General features: G+C 68.7%; 9 protein-coding genes and 1 pseudogene. 6 read left to right on the top strand and 4 right to left on the bottom strand.

Annotated elements, in window-relative coordinates:
• Positions 1-348 (top strand): annotated as a pseudogene (locus AB0F15_RS16530) (ATPase); the annotation flags it as partial.
• A 182-nt stretch (positions 349-530) separates the two neighbouring features.
• Here AB0F15_RS16530 and AB0F15_RS16525 read toward each other — a convergent pair.
• Positions 531-3602 carry an SEFIR domain-containing protein gene (locus AB0F15_RS16525; protein ID WP_360270705.1) on the bottom strand — a complete coding sequence of 1024 codons (3072 nt, stop codon included), beginning with the start codon at positions 3600-3602 and terminating at the stop codon, positions 531-533.
• Positions 3603-4375: 773 nt separating this feature from the next.
• Between AB0F15_RS16525 and AB0F15_RS16520 the strand changes: the two genes are divergently transcribed.
• The 4 genes from AB0F15_RS16520 (at position 4376) to AB0F15_RS16505 (ending at position 14162) form a co-directional block, all read left to right on the top strand.
• Positions 4376-5482, top strand: coding sequence for a ThiF family adenylyltransferase (locus AB0F15_RS16520; protein ID WP_360270703.1), 1107 nt, complete (start codon positions 4376-4378; stop codon positions 5480-5482).
• Positions 5483-5571: 89 nt separating this feature from the next.
• Positions 5572-8172, top strand: coding sequence for an SEFIR domain-containing protein (locus tag AB0F15_RS16515; protein ID WP_360270701.1), 2601 nt, complete (start codon positions 5572-5574; stop codon positions 8170-8172).
• Positions 8173-8230: 58 nt separating this feature from the next.
• Entirely contained in the window at positions 8231-11236 is a 3006-nt protein-coding gene (locus AB0F15_RS16510; protein WP_360270699.1) for a CHAT domain-containing protein, read from the top strand.
• 10 nt (positions 11237-11246) lie between these two features.
• Positions 11247-14162 carry a CHAT domain-containing protein gene (locus tag AB0F15_RS16505; RefSeq protein ID WP_360270697.1) on the top strand — a complete coding sequence of 972 codons (2916 nt, stop codon included), beginning with the start codon at positions 11247-11249 and terminating at the stop codon, positions 14160-14162.
• Between the two features lie 7 nt (positions 14163-14169).
• Here AB0F15_RS16505 and AB0F15_RS16500 read toward each other — a convergent pair whose 3' ends face one another.
• From AB0F15_RS16500 to AB0F15_RS16490, 3 genes are read right to left on the bottom strand one after another with little or no spacing between them, the layout of a single operon-like run.
• Entirely contained in the window at positions 14170-17676 is a 3507-nt protein-coding gene (locus AB0F15_RS16500) for a CHAT domain-containing protein (RefSeq protein WP_360270695.1), read from the bottom strand.
• Positions 17630-17974 carry a CATRA system-associated protein gene (locus tag AB0F15_RS16495; protein WP_360270693.1) on the bottom strand — a complete coding sequence of 115 codons (345 nt, stop codon included), beginning with the start codon at positions 17972-17974 and terminating at the stop codon, positions 17630-17632. The genes AB0F15_RS16500 and AB0F15_RS16495 overlap by 47 nt, the downstream gene beginning before the upstream one ends.
• 14 nt (positions 17975-17988) lie before the next feature.
• Positions 17989-19326, bottom strand: coding sequence for a CATRA conflict system CASPASE/TPR repeat-associated protein (locus AB0F15_RS16490; protein ID WP_360270691.1), 1338 nt, complete (start codon positions 19324-19326; stop codon positions 17989-17991).
• Positions 19327-20395: 1069 nt separating this feature from the next.
• Between AB0F15_RS16490 and AB0F15_RS16485 the strand changes: the two genes are divergently transcribed.
• The gene (locus AB0F15_RS16485; RefSeq protein ID WP_360270689.1) at positions 20396-22336 is read left to right on the top strand and encodes a recombinase family protein; all 1941 of its coding nucleotides are present in this window, start codon (positions 20396-20398) and stop codon (positions 22334-22336) included.
• The last annotated feature ends 247 nt before the right edge of the window (positions 22337-22583 follow it).

Genomic DNA, 22583 nt, shown 5'->3' with positions numbered 1-22583 from the left:
CGGCTGCCCGCGGCGGTCGAGGTGTCGGCGCGGATCTACGTCCGGCGCCCCGAAGAGGTCGCCAGCGAGCTGCAGCGCCAGATGAACAAGGTGCGTTCGCAGGTCAAGCACTACACCGACGAGCACGAGCTGGAGCCGCCGCAGTCGCTGTCGCGCCAGGCCGGCCGGGTGCTGGAGATCGACGACGAGATGACGTCGGGCTTCACCGCGCTGGCCACCCGCGTGCGGTCCTGGTGGCGGCTGGCGGTGTCCGGCCCGACCGAGCGCGACGCGCTGCGCCTGGCCCAGCAGCTGCTCGACCTGTACAAGCCGAAGATCGCCATCGAGCACCCCGAAGCCCAGTACGCAGGAGCGGACATATTCCGCGCAAGATCGCGCACGAAACACCTCCGGAGGGTCTCGACGCCGCGCTCGGCCAGAGCCGGATCGGCGGACTACGTTCACTACGGGCGGCAAATCCCCTCCGAAAAGCGGGTTGGAGCGCGCGGCCAAGCCTGCACGAGGGTCTGTTGAGCTGCGCCGTCGAGCTGTCACCACCAGGCAGTGCTGGGAGTGCCGTCCGGCTCGAGCCCGTAGTGCCGAATCTGTTGCCACCTCGAGTTTTCCGGGCAGGCTTCCGCGATCATCCACAGTGACTCGGCATCTCCGGCGTTCGCGGCTCGTAACGCCAAAGCTTCAGCTTGCCGTACCTCGCCTCGGTTGCCTCGCGCAGCGACGAGGCCGCCGTAAACCACGGGATACCCGGCGCGCGCGGCCTGGTCCGCCAAACGCTCCGCCTCGTCGTACTCGCCGTTGGTCTCGCAGATTTCGCTCAGCAGCTCGAGGTCGTGACTGCTTGGGCGGCTCCCCGAGTCCTCCGCCTCGGCGATCTTCTGCCGGAGTGATCTTTCCAGCTCGGCCGCGCCACCACTGCGTTGCTGGATGTCGTGCAGGGGGCGTCGGACAAAGGTCTGGACACCTTTGGCAGCAGCTGCACGGAGCTCCTGCGCTTCCTCCGCGTCCCCAGCATCGGCGCGCAGGCGAGCCAGCTGGCGAAGCGGGCGCCCCCTGTAGACCCCGGCAGCTGTGACAGCTTCCCGCAGGAAGTGTTCCGCGCGAACGTTGTCACCCGCTGACTCGGCGTGCTGCGCCAGCATCTCGAAGGCGACATAGTCGCCCTGTTCTGCAGCCAAGGCGAGCCAGCGCTCCGCTTCGTCGGTGTCTCCACGGTCGTCGCAACAGCGCGCGACTTCGATCTGCGCGGCCGCGTCACCCGCCTCGGCGCCGCCCCGAAAGGAGATCTCCGCCAGTCTCGCGTTCCCACTTTCGCGATACAGCCGGCCGGCGTGCGCGTACGCGGTGAAACTGCCGAGCTGTCCGGCCTGCTCGTAAAGCAGAGTAGCGTGCCGAGTTCGTCCCCTGGCCGCGGCAGCACCGGCGAGAACCATCAGCGCGTCAGCATCGAGGTGTGCGCAGGCACCGTCCCAGAACGCCACCGGTGGAACGTCGAAGGAACGCCGGCCACCGACCCAACGGGCGATGTAGTCGGCCGGCCGATACCCGGGTTCGCCCGCCGAAGCGTGGCCGGGTTTGGGACGCCTCCGCACCAGCAGGCCTGCGGCGCCGCGACAGGGCGCAAGGCCAAACTCAAGTGCTTCGTGGAGCCAGTCTTCGCCGGTCGCCAGCCACTCGGTGTCCGACAGGTAGCCCGGAGCCGCCCGCTCCAGGAACGACCGCGGAATGTCGCCGGCGTAACCCAGCCGGCGGACGTCGGCGGCGACGTCGATGACGGCGTGCGCGGCTGCCGGGGCGACCTGGTACCGCTCGACCATCGCAGGTGCGCCTGCGAGATATTGGGTGATTTCGCGCGATTGGGTATGCAGTGCTTGGCGAAGCCGTGGATCACTCTGCGCTGCTTCGCCGAGCGCCGCAAGCTCCGCCTGGTCGAAGCGCGAGGGCACCGCGATCTGAATGCCCTTAACGAGCTGTCCCGCTTGGGTGCAGGAGCCGAGATCCGCCGCCGGATCCACGGAGGTGATCGTACGCATCCGCTCCGGCCAGATGGTCCCGAGGACCAGGACGGGTGCTTTACGACGATCTCGAAGCAGGGCCCGAAGCCGGGCCGCCATCTCTTCGCCCAGGCTCGGATCGGACGTGAGGAGGTACTGCTGGAGCTCGTCGAGCCAGACAACGGTGCGGGGCGGTACCTCGGCGAGCCCGTCGAGCAGCGCCTGCGGCGGCGTCGGCGAGATCGGATGCCAGACACTCCAGCCCGCCGGCAACTGTTTCACAGCTTCGAAACAGGCCCTGGTCTTGCCCGTGGAGGAATCCCCGACAAGGATCGCCATACCGCTGGTACCAGCGATCGCTTGCCGCACCTTTTCCAGAACCTTTCGGTCGTGTGGCCGCTTCACGTATCGAGGCAAGGCTGGTAGCACGTCGCTTCCCACATCCAGCGAAATGGCACGATGGACATCGAGTTCGAACGGATCCAGGTCTTCGACGGACACGAGCGGCAGACCGGGCCGGACCGTGGCGGGCAGCGGCGGTTGTGCCGTGACCTCACCAGCCACGGTGGAATACGGCGAAAGAACCGGCACCTCACCCAGCGGAGGGCGAACGTGACCGGGTTGAGCCGTGATCGTGCGCAGCAGCTCATCGATCCCGGCCTGCGTCACCGCCGGAATCAAATAGTGGCCGCCGCAGTAGGGCTGGAGGAACAACGGGATTTCGTCGATCGAACGGCCCGGTAGCACCACCGGGAGCAGCTTGGCCGTCCAGACGGCGCGATCCCGGTGGAGCAGGTCTCGAATGAGCGCTGCCTCGCTTTGCACGCCGCGGTTGTCGCTGGTGGCCACCAGACCGTCGCCGACGTGGCGGTACCTCGGCGACGCCACGATCAGGACGAAGTCGGCGTTTTCGATACACCCGATAGCCCACGATCCCCAGTCTCTGCGCGCGGGACCGGCCCACAAGTCCAGGTCGACGTCGATACCGTTGTGCACCAGCAGCTCCGCCAGGATGCCGACGGTGACCTTGTGCGTCTCGTCATCGTGAGCGTACGAAACGAAAACCTTCACCCGATCAGGTGACATTGGCGCGCGGCACACGAGCTGGATCGTCCGTGCGCTCCCAGCCGGCCGCAGCGTGATCTCTCCGCCGCGCGATCGGTGCAGTCCAGCCTGTTCGAGGAGCTCGATGACCTCGGTCTGCTCGTCTGTGCTCGGTTCCGTGTTCGATGCGGTGCAATGCAGGGCGCTCAAGGTGGTGCCGACCTCGACCCGGTCCACGAAGAACAACGGGTTCACTGCGGCGCTCAGCGCTGCGACGGAGAGTTTCTCGATGCCGAACTGCCGGAGAAACGTGATGATGAGGGCGTCCGAGACGACCGCCCGTGCCGTCATGGGCAGCAGATCGACGCGCCATTCGACGCCGTGGATCCCGGCAGCCGCCGTCGGCCCGGCGTGCACCTCCACCAGGGTCCGTACCGTCGCCGCCAACTCGGCCAAATCCACCGCCAGCGCTTCAGCCAAGGCTGCGACCAGCGAGACGTCGACAGACGCGACCTCGCCGCCACCACCAGTGGCAGTCAGCAACCCGGCCAACCGGTTCTCGAGCTCCACGAGCGGATCCTAACCGCGCGCCGGTTCCTGCAGCAGCACTCCTGGCTAAAGATGAATAGCGTCGGCTCGGGCGCGTCGAAGATAAGGGCCAACGGAGGTCATAACCGGTCCGCGTCCCATCCCCCCGGCCGCCTGTGGCGCCCACGAGATACCTCAGTCATCGGATCCCCGGCTGATCACAGACCGCAGCGGCCGGAAGAAGACGTCTTCGGCCGCTGCGAACTGCTCGATCGCGGTGCGCAACTCAGCCGCGATGCGCCCACGCAGCCGCGATCGAAGGCGGCGACTGCGCGCGGACCGCCACGTTGGTCGTCAGCCTGGGCGCATGAGTGTCGGCCGTGACTCCGAACGAATCCTCTTCAGGCGCGATGCGCCGGACGAAGCCCGCCGGCGGCTATTCGAATGCCCGCGGACTGTCCTCAGAACCGCGAACACCGTCTGCGGCCGCTCCGCAGAACGCAAAGTTCGTCTTCGACGATATGCCTCGACATTGTTCGCTCCCTTCCGAACAATGCTGGTCAGCGCGACGGGCTTTGTTCGCAGCTGGACGATTATTTGATCTTGGGCTTCTCCTGTGCCGGTACCCGTTGCCGCGGTCCAAGGAGGCCCACAGTGCACCAGCACAAAAACCGACACCCAGAGGTTACCGAGGCCTGCGCTCTGCCGGTTGTAGTCCACCGCCAGCTTGACGGGCGGCTGGTCGTGGTCACGGCGTTGCTCCGATTCGTCGAGGCGCTGCAGGAGCCGGCGCTCTGTCCGGACGCGGTGCGCTCGTGAGCGCACCGATGAGTCGCCCGCGGATCAAGGTCTCCCGCCGGCCGGTGCGTGTCGGCGATGACGTGGTGCGTGTCGGCGGCGCGGTGCACAAGCTCGCCTTCGACGTCGCGGACCCGGACGGGTGGTTGTGGGCCCTAGTGAACCTGCTCGACGGGTCGCGGACCGTGGCCGAGGTGACCACGGCAGTGTGCACCCGGTTCCCGCACCGGCCGCCGAGCGACGTCGGCGCGGCGATCGACGGACTGCGTCTTACCGGTCACCTGGTGGATGCCGATGAGCCAGCTCCGGAGGACCTGACGCCGCGAGAGCGCGAGCGCTACAGCCGCAGCCGAGAGCTGTTCTTGTCCATCGACACCGGCTGGCGAACGAACAGCTGGGCGCCGCAGGTGACCTTGAAGGGTTCCAAGGCCATCGTGATCGGTCTCGGCGGTGTAGGCAGCGTCATCGCCGCCGCGTTCGTCGCGTCCGGAATCGGGCACGTGCACTGCGTGGACCATGACGTGGTCGCCCTTTCCGATCTCAACCGGCAAGTCCTCTACACCGAACGGGACCGGTGGCGGCCGAAGGACGAGGCAGCGGTGCACCGCCTACGCGAGCGCAACTCGGACGTCCTGGTCACGGGCGATCGGCGCACCGTCGACGGCCTGGACACCATCACGACGATCGCGAAGAGATTCGACCTGGTGGCGCTCGCCGCAGACGGTCCGCCGGAGATCCGGTCGTGGACGAACCGCGCTTGCCTCGCGCTGGGCATCCCGTGGGTCTGGGGCGGCTACCACGGTCCACTGATGACCGTCGGCGCGTACCGGCCGGGGGCCGGGCCGTGCTACGACTGCGCCGAGGCCGCAGAACGTGAACGCAAGGCTGCGGCACCCGCGCGTACCGAGTGGCAGCCCGCGATCGGTGAGATCCCGCCGCACGCCGCGAACTTCGCGACCGTCACGATCACCGGATCCTTCGCCGCCGAGGCCGCGGTCAGCCTGCTCATCGGTCCGCCGCGCGTACCGGTGAACCGAATCTACCAGTTCAACCTCGTCGACCGCCTCGAGCGTCTTGTCATCGGGCCGGAAACCCGGCATCCCCGCTGCTCGGCCTGTCAATAACCCGCGGGCTCGTCCAATGACAGCCGAAATTTTCGGAAAACCGGCTTATCGTGCATGGCGAAGGATTCCTTGGAGCAGGAGGGTCCGCCATGCCGGAAGCACCGAGTGTGTTCATCTCGTACACCCACGAATCGGCCGAACACCGGGACCACGTGATCGAGTTCGCCGCTTTCCTCCACCAGCAGGGCATTGCCACGGTGCTCGACGCCTGGCTCGAGGTGGAGCGCCGGGACTGGTACTCGTGGGCCCTCCGGGGAATAACGGAAGCAGACTACGTCGTCGTGGTCGCGTCGGAGAATTACAGCTCGGTCTCCGACGGCTACGGCAGGAACCGGCACGGGAGCGTGCGATCGGGAGCCGACGTCCTGCGGGAGATGATCCACGAGGACCGCGAACGTTGGCTTCACAAGATCTTGCCGGTGCTGCTGCCCGGTCACGAAAATGCGGAAATTCCGGTGTTCCTACAGCCGTACAGCGCAAATTTCTTCGCCGTCACCGAATTCACCGTGCAAGGCGCAGAGGAGCTTCTTCGGGTCATCCACCGTAGGCCGCCGTACGTGGCGCCACCGGTGGCCGGGCAACCACCAGAGCTCCCCGTCCTGGCGAGCGTGCGAGCCGTGCGGAATGCGCCTGACCATGGGACAGCTCGCGTGCCCAGGCAGTTGCCCCTGGCCGTGCGGGACTTCGTCGGGCGGAAGAAACCGCTGGCCGCGCTGGACGCGGCCACCGCGGTGGCCGCGCCCGGAGTGGTGATCGTCGATGGCGCCGCCGGAGTCGGCAAGACGGCCATGACGGTGTACTGGGCTCACACCCGGCAAGACCAGTTTCCCGACGGGATCCTGTTCGTGAACCTTCGTGGACACGGTCCCAGTGCACCGCTGGAACCGGCCAGGGCGCTGGTTTCCTTCCTCTACTCGCTGGGCGTCGCCGAGGAGCGGATGCCCCACGGGCTGGATGTCCTGGTCGGGCTGTACCGATCGCTGGTTGCCGGTCGCCGAATGCTGATCCTGCTGGACGACGCGGCGAGCGCCGGCCAAGTCCGTCCCCTGCTGCCCGGAGCACCCGACTGTGTGACGATCGTGACCAGCCGGGCGATGATGACCGGATTGGTCGTCGGAGAAGCCGCGCGTCGGATCGCACTCGACTTGTTCACCCTGCGGGAAGCCATCCTGCTGGTGTCGGAGGTCGTCGGCGCGGAGCGGGTCGCGGCCGAACCGGACTCGGCCGCCGATCTCGCCCGGCTGTGTGCCAAGCTGCCCTTGGCGGTACGGGTCGCAGCCAGTCGCGTCGCCGTCAACCGCCACACCACCTTGGCCGATGTCGTGGCCGACATTGCCTGCCCCCGCGCGCGCCTCGACCGGCTGAGCGGTGCCGACGACAGCACCGCGGTGCGAGTGGTGCTGGATTGGTCCTGTGCCCGGTTGTCCGCCGAGCAGGCACTCGTCTTCCGTCGTCTCGGACTGCATCCCGTTCCGGAGTTCGGTGTCTCCGCCGCCGCCGCGCTCACCGGCCTGAATCCCGACCGGGTGCGGCGCAACCTGGAAGTACTCGCCGAAGTACACCTGCTGGAACACGTCGGCCGTGGGCGGTACCGATTTCACTGCCTCCTGCACGTCCACGCGAATGAACGCGCTGAAGCCGAAGACACTTCGGCGGACCGAGACCGCGCGCTCGCGGCGATGGTCACCTGGTATACCCAGGCCGCCGCGACCGCCGACCGACTGGTGTTCCCGGGGCAGCCTGCAGCACCTGGCGGATCGGGAGCGGAAATCACGCTGACAACACGCGACGAGGCATGGTCGTGGCTGGTCACCGAGTGCGACGTCCTCCTCGCGGCGCTGGAATACGCGGACGACCACGATATGGCGGCAGCAGCCGTCGCTCTCGGTGGAGCGATGAGGTTCCTCGCTCTGCGGCCGAGCGTGCTGTGGGGAGCCCGGCTGGCCGCCGAAACGCGTGGCCTACGCGCGGCGCGGGCGGCCGCCGATCTCGCCGCGGAGGCGGCGTTGTGCGGCAGCAGGGCCGACACCCACCAGATGATGGGGCACTGGGCCGAGTCAGACGCGGACCTCGAACGGCTGGTCGTCCTGGCCGGGGAACTCGACGAGCCTGCCATGCGGGCCGAAGCGTTGTGCGGAATGGGCCGCAACCGCAAGCTCCAGCACCGCTACGCCGAAGCCCAGTGGTACTACCAGCAAGCCCTTCCGCTGACGCGGGACTGCGGCGGCGGGCGTGTGGAGGCCGTGGTCGAATGCAACCTCGGCCAGCTCAGCGCCCGGCTCGGCCGGCCTGGGGACGCTCTCGGTCACGCCGAGCGCGAGCTTGCACTCCGACAAGAATGCGGCGACGTGATGGGAGAGGCCTACGCTCTGCACAACATGGTGATCGCCGAACAGGGACTCGGCGATCACCACACCGCCATCGCGCTCGGTCACCGTGCTCAGCTGCTCTACCGCGCGACCGCCGCCACCGAGCGGTTCCTCGCCGACGTGCTGGAAACGACGGCGATCTCGCTCGACTGTACGGGTGACCGCGAGACCGCGCGCCGCTGCCTTCGCGAGGCGGCGAGAATTCGCGATGAGCACGGCGACCCGCGGGCCGATTTCCTCTCGAAACGGGAGGACGACACTGCGCTGGCGGCTGTTTTCCGAGAGAGGCAGCCGCCCGCGGCGACCGAAACGGTGCTCTGAGGGCCGAGTCCGGCCGCAGCCGAACCGGCTCGATGGCTGCACGCCGGTCCATAATGCGGTGGTGCTCATCGATCGTGAAGCGGTGCTCGATTCGTTGCGCTCGCGGCTGCGCCGGTACACGCGTGACGACGACGAGGCAGTCCTCGAGCTGGCGGCGCTCGAGGAGGTCGCCACGCTGATCAACACCGACGAGGTCGACCTCGACGTCTGGCGGGTCTGCGGCCTGGTGTTGTGGTGCCGCAGCGTGGTGGGCACCGGAGAACCGGACGACTTGATATCCGCCTTGGCGTTGCTGGAGCCGGTTTGGCGGGCTGATGCGACACGGGTCCCCGAAGAGGTCGCCGAGTACTTCCGCGAGAACGAAGCCGGGCCGCTGAAGGTTACCGACGTCTGGCAGGGCCCGGCCCACACCTTGGGCAAGCAGGCCAGAGAGTTCGGCGACGTGCGGGCCGCTTCCCTCGCGGTCGCGTTGACGCGGAGGATCGTCACCGCCCTTCCACCCGACGACCCGGAACGCGGCATGTGCCTGGCGAACCTGGCGATGCTGACGCAGGCCTTGGCCGAGACAAACGGTGACGACGCCGCGCTCGACGAGGCGATCAGCGCCGGTCGGCTGGCGATCACCGCATTCGACCCGGCCGATCCACGCCGCACTGTTGCCGTGGTGGCTGTGGCGGTCGCCATGCGCCGGAAGTCCGGTGGCAGCGGGAACCTGGCCGAGCTGGACGAGGCGATAGAGCTGAGTCGCGCGGCGGTGGCGGCGACACCGGCCGGCGACCCTGCCCGTCCCGGGCGGCTCTCCAACCTCGGCGTAGCCCTGACGTGCCGGTTCGAGTGGACCGGCCGGCGGGCCGATCTCGACGCCGCGCTGGAAGCGCATCGTGAGGCCGTGTCCGCGACGAGTGCTTCGGACGGCAAGCGCGGATCGCGCCTGGTCAATCTGGCCACCGCGCTGCTGGCTTCGTTCGAAGACACCGGCAACCCTGCCGAGGTGGCTGCCGCACTGGCCTCGATCGACCAGGCCGCGACGACGCCGAACCCGGACGCGGTCGTTCGGATCGCGGAGCAGTCGACCCTGTGCGCGGCGTTGCGAATCCGGTACCGCCACACCGGAAACTCCGCCGATCTGGACCGTGCCGTCGAGGTCGGCGAGTCGGCCGTTTCGTCGTTGCCGCCGAGCCATCCGGAGCTGCCATCGGTCAAGGTCAACCTGAGCCTGGCCTACCACCGGCGGGCCCGGCGCAACGACTCGACCGATGACCTGAACCGCGCGATCGCCCACCTGCGCGCGGCGATCGACGCCACCCCGGACGGCCACCCGGACCACGCGGGCCGCTTGTCCAACCTGAGCGATGCCTTGCTGACCCGAGCCGACCTCGGCGGACCGTCGGCAGAGGTGGACATCGACGAAGCGATCTCCTGCGCGCGTGCGGCGGCCGAAGCCGGTACCGGGCATCGGCGGCGTGCCTACTACCTGTCCAACTTCGGCAACGCGCTACTGGCACGGCACGCCCTCACGGGTGAGAAATCCGATCTGGACGAAGTGATCGCCGTGCAGGAGCAGGCGGTTCGGTTGTGCCCGCCTGGAGTCGCCCACCTGAGCCATTGCTTGGCCAACCTGGCGGTTGCCCGGCACCGGCGCCACGAGGACGAACCGGCCGCGGCCGAACACCTCGAGCAGGCGATCGCCCAAACCCGGCGCGCGGCCCTGACCGAGGCCGGCCCGGTGGAGGTGCGGATCCGGGCAGCCGTGCGGTGGGGCCACTGGGCGGCCACCTCCGGACGCCGGACCGAAGCGCTGACCGGTTACACGGCCGCGGTGGGGTTGCTGGCCGACGTCTCGCCCGCCGAACTTCCGCGCGACGACCAGGAGTTCGAGCTCGCCAGGCTCGGCGGTGTGGTCACTGATGCCGCCGCGTGCGCCGTGCAGGTGGGAAACCACCGCGCCGCCGTGCAACTGCTCGAACGCGGGCGTGGCATCGTGCACGCTCATGCGCTTCCGGACACGGAGCTGGAGTCGTCATTCACCGCGGTAGGACGGCTCGGCGGTCCGATCGTGCTGGTGAACGTCAGCCAGTTCCGATCCGACGCGCTTCTTCTCACGAACGGCGAGGTCACCAACCAGCCGCTACCGCTGGTCGATCCGGACACGGTACGGGCAAAGGCCGAGCAGTTCCTGCTGTCGATCTCGGTCCGGAAGGAACCGGATGCGACCGCAGAGGATCTCGATCACGCCGAGCGGGCCATGTCGGACATCCTGGTGTGGCTCTGGGACGCGATCGCCGGTCCCGTGCTCGACGCTCTGGGTATCACCGGGGATGGCGAGCCGCCACGGTTGTGGTGGTGCCCCACGGGACTACTGGCGATCCTGCCGTTGCACGCGGCCGGGCGACACGGCTCCGCCGCGGACACGGTGATGGATCGCGTGATCAGCTCGACGACCCCGAGCCTGCGGGCACTGGTCGCCGCCCGTCGTGACACCACCCCCAGGTCAGTGGATCGAGCGAGCCTTCTCCTGATTGCCTCCGACGACCCCGGGCTGCCGGCCGCGAGGACGGAGCAGCGGTTCCTGGCGGATCTCTTCCCCGGCCGGACCGAGGTGTTTCTCGGGTCGGACTGCCAACAGCTGGCCCGGTTCGGCCGTGTCCACATCGCCGGGCATGCCCAGGCCGACCTGACGTCGCCGTCCAAAGGCGAAATCCCGCTGGGTGCCGGAAGACCGCCGCTGACCGCCGGCGCGTTGAGCCGGCTGCGGCAGGCTGACGGTGAGCTCGCGTTCCTGTCCGCCTGCGAGACAGCGCTGACGAGCCCGGCGCTCGCGGATGAGACTGTCCACCTCGCGTCGGTCCTCCACGTTGCGGGCTATCGGCACGTCGTCGCGACGTTGTGGGCGATCGCCGACCGTCCCGCGTTCCGGATCGCCCGGGCGGTATATTGGGATCTGTCCCGGCACAGCGATATCGACCGTGTTCCCGTGGCCCTGCACCGAGCGCTCCTCGACGCACGGGAGCGTTACCCGGACCATCCGCTGGCCTGGGCCGCCTACATACACATGGGACCATGACAGTGGTCGCGTGATAACCACGCGACCACCGGCCGGGGCTGATCCCTTCGACATCGTCAACGCTGCCGGCGCTTTGCTGACCCGCCACGAGGAGGGCGAAGCCGGTCTGCTGGCGCAAGCCGCCGACCTCGCCGGGCAAGCAGCCGCGGCGTCGGACGATGGGGACGTCCTCCGGCTATGCGCGAAGGTTCTGCTGTATCGAGCCGACGAGACCGCGAGCCCGGCGGACTGGGTCGCCGCGGAGCTCGTGGGGAGGCGGGCCGTCACCGCGGCCGAACCCGACCACCCCGCCCTCGCGACGGCACTCGGAACGCTGGCGTTGATCAGGAACGGACAGCACCTGGCGACCGGAGACCGCCACGCGGTCCGGGAGGCCCTTGAACTCAGCGAGCGCGCGGTTCACCTGCCGGCCGAGGACGACGAAGATCGGCTGACGATCGTCCAGAACCTGCTTGCGTTCGCTCTGTCCCAACCCGATCTCCCGATGCCCGAGCTGGAGCGGGTGCTGGTGCTGTCTGGTCACGTGCTCGGCGACCTCCCCGCCACTCACCCCGGCTGGACCGCCATCGCGACGAACCACAGCCTGCTCATGGGCAGGCGCGCTCGCGCGCGGGACTCGGTCACCGACTTCGACGAGTCGGTCGGCCTCCTGCTCCGGATCCGTGATCGCACGACAGACGGCGACCCTGTGTTGCTGGCCCACCGCATGTCGAACCTCGGGGCGTCACTGTCGTCCCGGTTCGAGCGGTTCGGCCGGATCGCCGATCTCGACGGCGCCGTCGAGGCACAACGGATCGCCCACGCCACCCACCCATCCACGGAATTGGCCCTCGCCTACGCCGACACGTTGCACGCCAGATATCAGCGGCTCAAGGCCGAAGCCGACCTCCGGGCTGCCGAGAGCATCCACCGGACTCTGCTCGCCGAGGGCTCTGAGCCCTCGACGCGCCAGCTCGGTGACTTCGCGCTGATCCTCAGGGACGCCTTCGAGCTCACCGGGGACCCGGACCTGGCGAACGAGGCACTGGAACGGGGTCGTGCGTCGATCCGCGACGCCGATCCGGATCTGGCAGTCCGGTTGCAGAACCTGACGGTATTGCTGAACTCGCTGACCGACACGATGCCGGACCTCGCGGCGGAGGCCGTGGCCACCGGGCGGCGAGCAGTCGGCCATCTCGAGGACGGCCACCCGGACCTGCCTGCAGCGCAGTCGACCCTGGCGAAAGCGCTGGGTCAGCTGCACCTGACGACCTCGGAAACAGGATCGTTGAACGAAGCGATCGACCACCTCGAACTCGCGGTGGCCGCAACCCCGGACGACGATCCGGTGCGGGCGATGTACCTGGCGAACCTCGCATCGGCGTACTACCGGAGGTACCGGATTCGGTCGAGACGGTCCGACCGTCGCACCGCACTGGCCAACTACCGGCTGGTCGCGTCCGCCCGTTCTGCCGAACCCGAGGTCCGCCAGGAGGGGGCCCGCGCGCAGGGCTACCTGTCGCTGGAGCTGGGCCGGCACGCCGAGGCGGCGTCCGCGCTCGGCCTGGCGGTCCAGCTGCAGGCCGACGTGGTCCCCGAACGACTGGCCAGATCAGACGTACAACGGCTCCTGGCCGACGCGCGAGGGTTGCCCCTCGACGCGGCGACGCTGGCGATCGAGCGCCAGGAGTTCTGGCGGGCGGCTCACCTGCTGGAACTGGGGCGCGGGGTGCTGCTCAACCGGGCCTTGGGAGTACGAGTGGACTCCACCCCGATCCGGCGGCGCGACCAGATCCTGGCGGACGCGTTCGACGAAGCCCGCGACCGGCTCGACAGCCTGACGTCAGCGCCCGCGGAGTCACGGATACGAGCCGTCGAGGACTACCACGCCGTTCTGCACCAGGTCCGACGCGTGCGAGGACTCGGTCAGTTCCTCCGGCCGCCGGATTCGGCCCGACTGCTCCGGGCCGCCTCAGCGGGCCCTGTGGTGCTCGTCAATGCCAGCCCCCGTCACGGTGACGCGCTCGTCATGCTGCGGCAGGGCGTGGGACACGTGCCGCTACCGGACTTCGACGCGGCGGAAGCCGAGCAGCGTGCGGCCGCGTTGCACCGGGGCGAGCTGACCGAAGCGGACATGACAGAACTGCTGGACTGGTTGTGGCGCGTGGTGGTCGAGCCGATCCGCCGGCCGCTGCGACGCCTCGTGCCCTCGGGCGCTCGGTTGTGGTGGGTGCCGACGGGCCCGCTCGCGTTGTTGCCACTCCACGCTGCGACGTGCGCGAGGACGGGGGACTCGGCGCTCGACGAGATGGTGTCGTCCTATACACCGACGGTCACGGCGCTGGAGCACGCCCGGCGGCGTCGCGGAACCGAGCCGCGCAGCGAACCGCTGGTGCTTTGGGCGGACTACCCGGACGCGCCGTTGCCGGGTTCGCGGGTGGAGTGCGACATCGTGGCCAAGCTGCTCGGTGTCCGGCACGTGGATGCCACGTCGTGGTCGACAGACGACCTGCTCGCGGCGTTGGCTCGTTCCAGCGGGGCGCACCTGGCCGTGCACGCTGTCGTGGATCCGCACGATCCCTCGGCCGGCGGACTCGTCCTTCCGGGCGGAACGCTGTCGATCGGGGAACTCGCGGAACTACGGTCCGCGGACCCCGGGTTGTGCTACCTCTCCGCTTGTGGGACGACGATGACCAGTGCACGGCTGGCGGACGAGGCGATCCATTCGACCGCCGCACTCCTGTTGTCCGGCTTCCGCGGCGTCGTCGGGACGTTCCGGTCCGTCCCGGACTCGGTGGCGAGGCAAGCGGCTCGAACCTTCTACACCGCGTTGACGCCGGATGGGCGGAATGGCGCCGAGGCGACCCACCGGAGCGTCCTGGTCCTGCGCGATCGCTATCGCCGCTCCCCTTCGGCGTGGTCCGCCACCCACTACATGGGCAGTTGAGACCACTTCACGGCCCCACGTGCGCAAAGGGTGCCCACGCAGCGGGAACACCGTAGCGCTTCCGCAGAGCGACGAGGGCGACGTGCACGCTGCGCGCCGTGCCGTCGGCACGCAGTCCGCCGGTCGCGAGATCCCGGTACAGCAAGTCGGCGAACCGCGCCGAGATGCTGTCCCGGCCCGCCCAGAGGGTGCCGACCACATGCCGGAACCCGGCCAGCTGCACGGCCGAGGCCATGGTGATCACTTCGTCGGCCAGTTCGGGGCCACCGCGAATCGTCTCGCACGCGGTCAGCACCGCGAGCTGGCTGGCGACATCGCGTCCGCCAGCGATCCTGCGCACCGTCAACGGCATGTCGAACAGGGTGAGGTGGCCGTCGCTCGGTGCGGTGGGGTCCTGCCGTCCGTGGCAAGCGAGGTGGAGCCAGTCGAGCTCGGTCAACGCGTCGAGCACGGCGTCGGCGGTCGCTGCCGGTCCGTCGAGCGTTCTCGCGCCGGGAAGCCACCGCTGTACCGCGGCGGTCTCCCGCTTAGCGACCGGCAGGGACACGTGGTCCGGCGCTTCGGTGACGGAGACGACCAGCGCCCGAGGCAGCGGCGTGTCCGGTCGCCGTTGTGCGTGGAGCAGGGCACGAATGGTCGGCGTGTAGGACGACACGATCCGGTCGAGCACGGCCGGGCGGCCCGGGAACGCGCGCTCCGGCCGGGGGCAGGCGGCGTGCAGCGGGAGGAAGGACAGCACACCGGTCGGGCACCACCAAAGCCTCGGCGCGACGTCCGGCTGCGCGACGTCGACGAACCCCACGTGCCGCAGAACGGGATCGGCGATGTCGTCGAACAGCCAGTGCAGCACGTCGTTCACCACCTCGTCGGTGCCGTCCCGCATCGTCGCTGGGTCCACCGCATCCATGAAGGCGATCGTGCGGCGGGCGACCTCGTCAGTAGTGATCCGCAGTGGAACCGGTGTGACGCCTTCGGCCGTGAGCACCAGGGCGTCGCAGCGGTAGCGGCTGACGTTGAGCAGGACCACGGGACCGCCCGTTGTGGCCCGCCGCAGCGACTCGAAGCTTGGCGGTGCCAGCAGCCCGGACAGACCACGAGCGGCGATCTCGGCGATGACGCTGTCGTGCTCGGCGGCGAGAGCCATGCGCCGTTCCGCCGACGAACGCGAAGCCGGACCCCCTTCGAGCAGGTCGTCGGCGCCGAGGTGAGTGGCGTCGAACCGGTCGAGTCCGGACCGGAGCCCGGCGAGCCGCTCGGCGAGAGCAGGGTCGGCTTCGTGGAGCCGCAAATACGGTGAGCGTGCGTCGATCGCCTGTGCCAGCAGCACACCGCGGCCACGCTCGACCAGCTCGACTGCGCGCTCCGGCTCCCCACACTCCAGCGCCCAAGCCGCCGCATCGGTGGCGACATCGGAAAACCGGCGCAACAGCTCTTCCTGGTCATCCCTTGGCAAGCCATGCCAGGCGAGCCGGTCGAGCAGGACGACCGCCTCCGCAAAACCGGCTGCAGCCAGCTCGGCGAGCGCGGCGTCAGCGGCGATCCGGCCTGCGTTGAACGCGGCGGTGGCACGGACGAACGTCGGAGCCGAGCGGACGGCAGCGGCGGCGAGAAACGCCGAGGCCGCGTCTCGCGCGGCTGCGCTGTCGCCCTCGCGGCGGAATCGAGCGCGGTAGACCGCGCCCAGGTTGAACTGGTAGGCAGCACGATTCGGGTCGCCAGGGTTCGTGTCGCGGATGGCCAGGTGCAGCAGTTCGGCAGACTCGTCGGCGTCGGCGCCGCCCAGTTCGTAGGTCCGGCGCAGGGCATTGGCGAGATTGGACCGGTAGGCCGCGCGGTGGGGCTCGCCGTCGGCCACCGCAGCGACCGCCGCGCGGAGTGCGGTCGCCGCCTCCGCCAGCAAGGTCGCATCACCGGAGACCAGATGGGCGCGGAGGAGCGCGTTGCCGAGCGCAGACGACCCGGCCGGCCGGTTCGTCCGCCCGGCCGCCGCGGCCTGGTGTAATACGGCTACGGCCGTTTCGAGGTCGTCGTCGTCCCCGACGTGGACGTAACGAGTGGTCAGCGCGCTGCCGAGATTGGCGAGCCGGGTGCTCAGCGCGGGGCTCTCCACCGTGGTGGCCCGGACCGCCCGGTGGGCTGTTTCGATCGCTTCGTCGAGCGAGGCGCGGTGGCGGACGTGCTCGAACCGGCGCAGCAGGGCACGGCCGAGGTTGCTGAGCCGCAAGCCGAACGCGAGGTCGCCGGCGTCGGTGTTGACGACTGCCGAGCGCAGCGTCTCGACCGCAGTGTCGAGGTCGGCGGCGTCACCGGTCAGTTCGAAGCGGCGGGTGAGCGCCTCACCCAGCGCCGACTCCGCGGTGGCTCGGATCGGATGGCGCTCGGGCGCGGACGACACTGCGGTGCGCAGTGCGGAGATCGCCTCGATCAGGTCGGATTCCCCGCCGGAGAGATCGAACCGGGTACCCAGCGCACTGCCCAGGTTGACGAGGCCGACGGTGCGAGCCGGCTGTCCGGGGGCGCTGCCAGCCACCGCGACGCGCAGCGCCTCGATGGCCTCGGTCAGTCCGGCGGGGTCCGGCGCCACCTCGTGCCTGCGCACCAGGGCGGTGGCCAGGTTGCTGAGTTGCCGACCGGCATCGGCTTCGCTGCCCTTCGCCACGGCGGCCCGGTGTGCCGCGATCGCCTGGTCGAGCCGATCAAGCTCGCCCGTCATCTCGAACCAGTCCCTGAGTGCGTTGCCCAGGTTCGACTGGAAAACTCCGAGGTCGGGATGTGTGGCTAGGGTGGCGGCGATGGCGGCCCGGTACGCCGCGATCGACTCCGCGAAGACGGGTTCGCTGCTGGTCCGCGTGGCGTATTGGGCCAGCGCGTTGCCGAGGTTGCCGAGCAGCACCGGGTCGTCGCCCGCCCCGGCGGACGCCAGCCCTTCCCGCAGGACCGCGATCTCCTCCTCGCGGATCTCGACGTCACCGGTGACGGTGGCGAGCATGTTGAGTGCCTTGCCGAGGTTCGCCAGCAACGCAGGCCGGTTCGCGTCGTCGGCCGGGGCCGCGATACGCGCTGCGCGAAGCAGGGCGACCGCGTCGACGAGCGTGGTCTCCTCGCCGGTCGCCGCGTACACGTCGACGAGGACGTTGCCGAGGTTCGACGCGCTCGCCGGCCAGCGCGCGTCGGTCCGCTCGATTCCCGACACGACTATCTGGAAGGCCGTGGCGGCGGCACGAAGGGCATCGAGATCGCCGGTGACCTCATACCGGAGGTGTCGCGCCGAGCCCAGTACCGTCCAGTAGGTCACACCTGCTTCGGGATGACGGTGAGCCGCCTGGCCGTCGTCGAGCAGCTGAATGATCCGGTCCGCGAACCGGACGTCACCGGTGTGTTGTGCCCGGCCGAGCAGGTTGATCGTCGTCCGGAGCAATTCGTCGGAATCTTCGGCCATGGCGTCGTGTCGTCCCGAGCCCCGACAGCTACCTGCGGCCTTGGTCGCGTCGCTGATCGTCGTCGCGGCCGCCATCGCTAATCTTGTGCACCATCCGGTCCAACCGGTCTTGTCGCTCGGCCAGTTCGCGCTCGGCGTTTTTGTCGGGTTCCGGCCGACGAACCGGCGGGACGCGGAACGGGCTGGCCAGCTCCAGTTCGACGACCGCAGCCTGGATCTTCTCCTGATCGGATTCGAGCAAAGCCTTCTCGAGCCGGTCGAGAATCGGCTCGATCCTCGACCATTGCTGCGCACTTGGCCGCCACTTGGCTATTTCTTCGATGATGTCCACGGTGTCGCTGCGGATATCCGCGTCCAACTCGTCGAGGCTCACGTCGAATCCCCTTGTCATGTGGTGCGGGTGATTGTGCCATCCACTTCCCGGGCCGTCGTGAGCTGGTTCTCCAGATACGCGAGATCGTCATCGAGGCGCACCAGGAAGGACCGCGCAAGCGCCTGATCATCACCGAACCAGGTACGCCGCCCGGAAGTCGGCTCGGCTTCGGGCACCTGGCCGAGTGCCTGCGCAGCATTGTGCCGGGCGATCTCGACGTTGCGCCGCATCCTGCGTAGCTCGGATGCCACCAGCGCAGCCTTGGTCACGGCCGTGCCGAGCCGGCGCCGGATGATCGGATCGGGTTCGTCAGAGGCGATCAACCGGGTCACCCAGCCCTCCACGGTGTCACAAAGAGCGTGGATGCCCTCGGCGGCGGCGTGCACCCTCATCTGGTGCCGCAACTTCGCGACATGCATGAGGTAGCGGGCAAGCGCCGGCATGGCCGGTGTCGTGTCCGACCAAGTCCACCGCCCCAGCTCTAGATCTTCACAGGGCGGGGCAAGCACCACCATGCGGCGCGTAGTTCGCGCGTCGTCGAGCAGCCAGGCGCGCACGCCGGAACCGAGGTCGGCGTCGATACCCCGATCCAGTGAGGGTCCCGGCGTCAAGTCGATCGCCCACGAAGCCGTCGCCGGGTCGGCCACCTTCCCGAGGTACAACTGCGCGCGACTGAACACACCAGGAGCCTCGGGGTCGCCGACCAACGCGGCCAGCTCCGGTTCGAACGCGGCCCAGGTTCTGTCCGGCGCCTTCACAAGCAGCGAGGCGACGAGAACGTTATGTTCGACTCGGAGGATGGCCTGCGAGCGGACGTCGGGCGTCTGGCAGACGGCAAGAACGGCCGACCGACGGGGCCGGGCCCGGCGCTGGGGTGGTTCCGCGGAAAGGCCAAGGCCGGGGACGGGTTCGGTCAGGCCAGCCTCTTGACAGCGGGCCCAGAACATCTCGAAACTCTGCCAGCCGGCGTCCGCTTCTGGACCGTCGGCGTACGCGAACATGTGTACGGCGATCTCCTGGTCGATGACCACCTGATCCGCCTGCGGCCGCTCGTCGGCCGCTGACGCGACCAGCGACGGCGGTGTGGGCAGCGGTAACCGCGCGCCTGACAAGCCCCAGGTGACCATTTCATAGTGGTAGGCCGTCCAACGCTCGACGTCCGCACTCGTGCCGCCGCACAGCAGGATGATCGCGCGAGCGTGTTTGAGCAGCGCAGGGGTGGCTGTCCAAGATCGCCTGTTTTGCAGCAGCTGCGACACGGTGCTCCGCGCGCGCCCGAGCCCGCTCGCGAGCGTGGTATCGCTCAGGCCGGCGGTCTCCGGCCAGCGGCGCAGCGCGGTGAGGTAGGACAAGCCCGGATCGGCCCCTTCGCCGGGCTTACCAGGGTTGTCGGCCCGCACGGGAATTCGGGACCGCCCTGGACGACACTCCCGGTTCGGCTCGTCGCCTATGCTGTGCTTTGGGATGATCGCTCCACACAGGTTCGACCGGCCGGGTGTCCCCTGCGAGGATACCGCTTGTCAAGAAGGTGCGGCGCCCGCTGGCCGTCGCCGAGCTCGTCGCCCTGTCCGACGCCGACACCGAGCGTCAACCGCCGCTACGCGCCGTTCACTCCGGCCAGCGGTGTTGCCAACCACGTCCTCATTCTCGTTGATCAGCCACGATCGAGACGATCACAACACAACAAGCGACCGATACAGCAAGCCCATCGCGATGACGGCCGCGCCTGCACCCTGGCGATTCCCCGGCGACGGGAACCTGAGGCAACGGCACCGAACCCGCCCCTCCGGAGAGCAATCCAAGCCCATGACCTGCGGCAGTACGCGCTTTGCCTGGTCGAGCTAGGCATTGCACTTCCCTGATACGGAAGAGGTCACCGGGTAGCGAAGGCTCCCCCAGACCGCCTGAACACGCAGGTCAGAGGCTCAGGCCGTCGTCGAGGAGCAGAGGGCTTGGTGGCTGGATGGCGACGAAACGGCGACGCTTCCGGGCCGGGGCCACCAGCCAGCTTTAGACGGCGGCGCCATCGAGCCAGATGACCTTTACAACTTGGTGTCGTGGTGTCTCCGCGCAGCTTCGTGAGCGGAGTTGGTCGTCGAGACGCGTGCCGTCAAAGTCGACCTGAGCGGGTACTTCCCCTCTTGCCGCTACGACGGTGTCGTGGACGATCCGTGTACACCGACCAGGCCCTGGGGCGGACATGACGACTCCACCGAACACCTCTCCGCGATCAAACACAGCACCGCGCCGTTCACGACCGTCGGCGCGCCACGACGCCGCCGGACTTCGTCCTCGACCTGGTCGTCGGCGCGACGACGTCGCACCCGCGGTGTTGCTGCCGACGACTCCGCCACAGCTGACGCTGGGTGCCGCCGGTGCTCTGCTGCGGCTGCTTCTTGACGCCGACAAGGCGGCCTGATCATGCGGTTCGCGTTCTATGGCCGGGTCTCCACCGAGGACCAGCAGGACCCGGAGGCGTCTCGGAACTGGCAGCTTGCCCGCGCCAGGGCGCTGGTCGACAAGCACGGCGAGATCGTCGCCGAGTTCTTCGATATCGGGCAGTCCCGTTCGATCCCCTGGAAACGCCGTCCCGAGGCGATCCGGCTGCTTGCGGCGATGCGGGACGCCAATCGAGGGTTCGATGCCGTCGTGATCGGTGAACCGCAGCGCGCCTTCTACGGCAACCAGTACGGGCTCACTTTCCCCGTACTCGTCCATTACGGCGTCGGCCTGTGGGTGCCCGAGGTCGGCGGTCCGATCGAGCCGGAGTCCGAAGCTCACGATCTCGTCATGTCGGTCTTCGGCGGGATGAGCAAGGGCGAACGCAACCGAATCAAGATCCGTGTCCGCGCCGCCATGGCCGCCCAAGCCTCCGTCGAAGGGCGCTTTCTCGGGGGCCGGCCGCCCTACGGCTATCGACTCGCCGACGCTGGTCCGCACCCCAACCCGGCCAAAGCTGCTGAAGGCAAACGGTTGCACCGGCTCGAACCCGACCCTGCCACCGCGCCGGTCGTGCAGCGGATCTACTCCGAGTACATCGGCGGCCGCGGGAAGTTCGCCATCGCCGAGGGGCTGACTCGGGACGGCATCCTCTCGCCCTCGATGAACGACCCTGCCCGCAACCGGCACCGGACCGGCGTCGCGTGGGCCAAAGGCGCGGTCGGGGTCATCCTGACCAATCCCCGCTACACCGGCCGCCAGGTCTGGAACAAGCAACGCAAAGACGAGGTCCTCATCGACGTCGAAGACGTCGGGCTCGGCCACGAAACCAAGATGCGCTGGAACACCCGCGACAAATGGATCTTCTCCGAGCAGATCGTCCACGAACCGATCATCGACATCGAAACCTTCCAGCAGGCCCAGGAGATCGCCGCAGCCAAAGGCACCGGCCGCAAAACCCGCGAACGCACCCGCACCCAGCACCGCTACGTCCTGCGCGGACTGCTGCACTGCGGGATCTGCGGCCGCCGCATGCAGGGCCAGAAGAGCCGCGACCAGCTCTTCTACCGCTGCCGCTACCCCAACGAGTACGGGCTGGCAAACAAGACCGAACACCCCCGCAACGTCTACCTCGCCGAACGGGACCTCATCGGCCCGCTCGACCGATGGCTCAGCACCTGCTTCGCACCGCACCGGATCAACGACACCATCGACGCCCTCTATGAAGCCCAGCCCGAACTGGACGACGATCCCGGTGCTGCGGCCGCCGCCAAGACAGTCGAGGAGTGCGACCGGGCACTCGGACGCCACCGCGCAGCCCTCGAAGCCGGCGCCGACGTCGCTCTCGTCACCGGATGGATCACCGAAACCCAAGCCCGCCGCGCCGAAGCCAAGGCACGCATCGTCGCGCGCCCCCAGCAGCAACGATTGAGCAAAGAACAGATCCGCAACCTGGTCCAGCGGCTGGGAGAAATCCGAACCGTGCTGGCCGCTGCCGACATCGACCGGAAGGCGGAGGTCTACCGGCAGCTCCAGCTGCACGCGACCTACCACCCCGGAAAACGACTAGTGCGCATCGAGACTAGTCGCGATGCGCACAGTTGGGGTTATGGGAAGTGTCCGAAGGGGGACTTGAACCCCCACATGTGGGATATCTCCCGTGTTCGGGGAGATCATGCGCTCATCGTAGCGCAGAGTCACCCCTCCTGCGCGAACCATCCTCGGACGCAGAGACCACGCCCTACGCTTCCCCCGTCCTCACGCACGACGCCGTACGCGGTGGTGCCACACGAAACAAGGACGGTCGCGGTCGCGCCGAGCAGAGTGAACACATTGCCGACCACGATCGGCGCGGTGTGCTTGTCACCTTCGTCGAATACCGCCCGCCGTTCGTCCGGCCACACCCGGATGCGGAACCGGTAACCCGGGCGGACCTGACCCTTGTTGTGCTCGAAGGGCTCCGTCTTGCCCAGCCCGTCGGGCCCGGCGTACTCGACTTCCGCGATCCGGTGCTCCCCCATCCCGGTCGCGACGACCCGCCCCGGGAACAGCCCAGCCGACCGGTCACATCCGCGCGCATCGAAGCGCCGGCCCACACCACCGTCGGCCCACCGGACGAGACAACAGGGAAAGCCACAACAAGGCCGCTTCGGGCAGCCAGGACCCCGAC

The sequence above is a fragment of the Amycolatopsis sp. NPDC026612 genome, from assembly GCF_040638285.1.
Lineage (GTDB): Bacteria > Actinomycetota > Actinomycetes > Mycobacteriales > Pseudonocardiaceae > Amycolatopsis.
This window is presented reverse-complemented; position numbering and strand designations above follow the sequence as displayed.

What these genes read in the sequence shown, in the direction of transcription:
- AB0F15_RS16515 (WP_360270701.1), top strand. Translation starts at nt 5,572, where the DNA reads ATGCCGGAAGCACCGAGTGTGTTCATCTCGTACACCCACGAATCGGCC.
- AB0F15_RS16500 (WP_360270695.1), bottom strand. Translation starts at nt 17,676, where the DNA reads ATGGCGGCCGCGACGACGATCAGCGACGCGACCAAGGCCGCAGGTAGC.
- AB0F15_RS16485 (WP_360270689.1), top strand. Translation starts at nt 20,396, where the DNA reads ATGCGGTTCGCGTTCTATGGCCGGGTCTCCACCGAGGACCAGCAGGAC.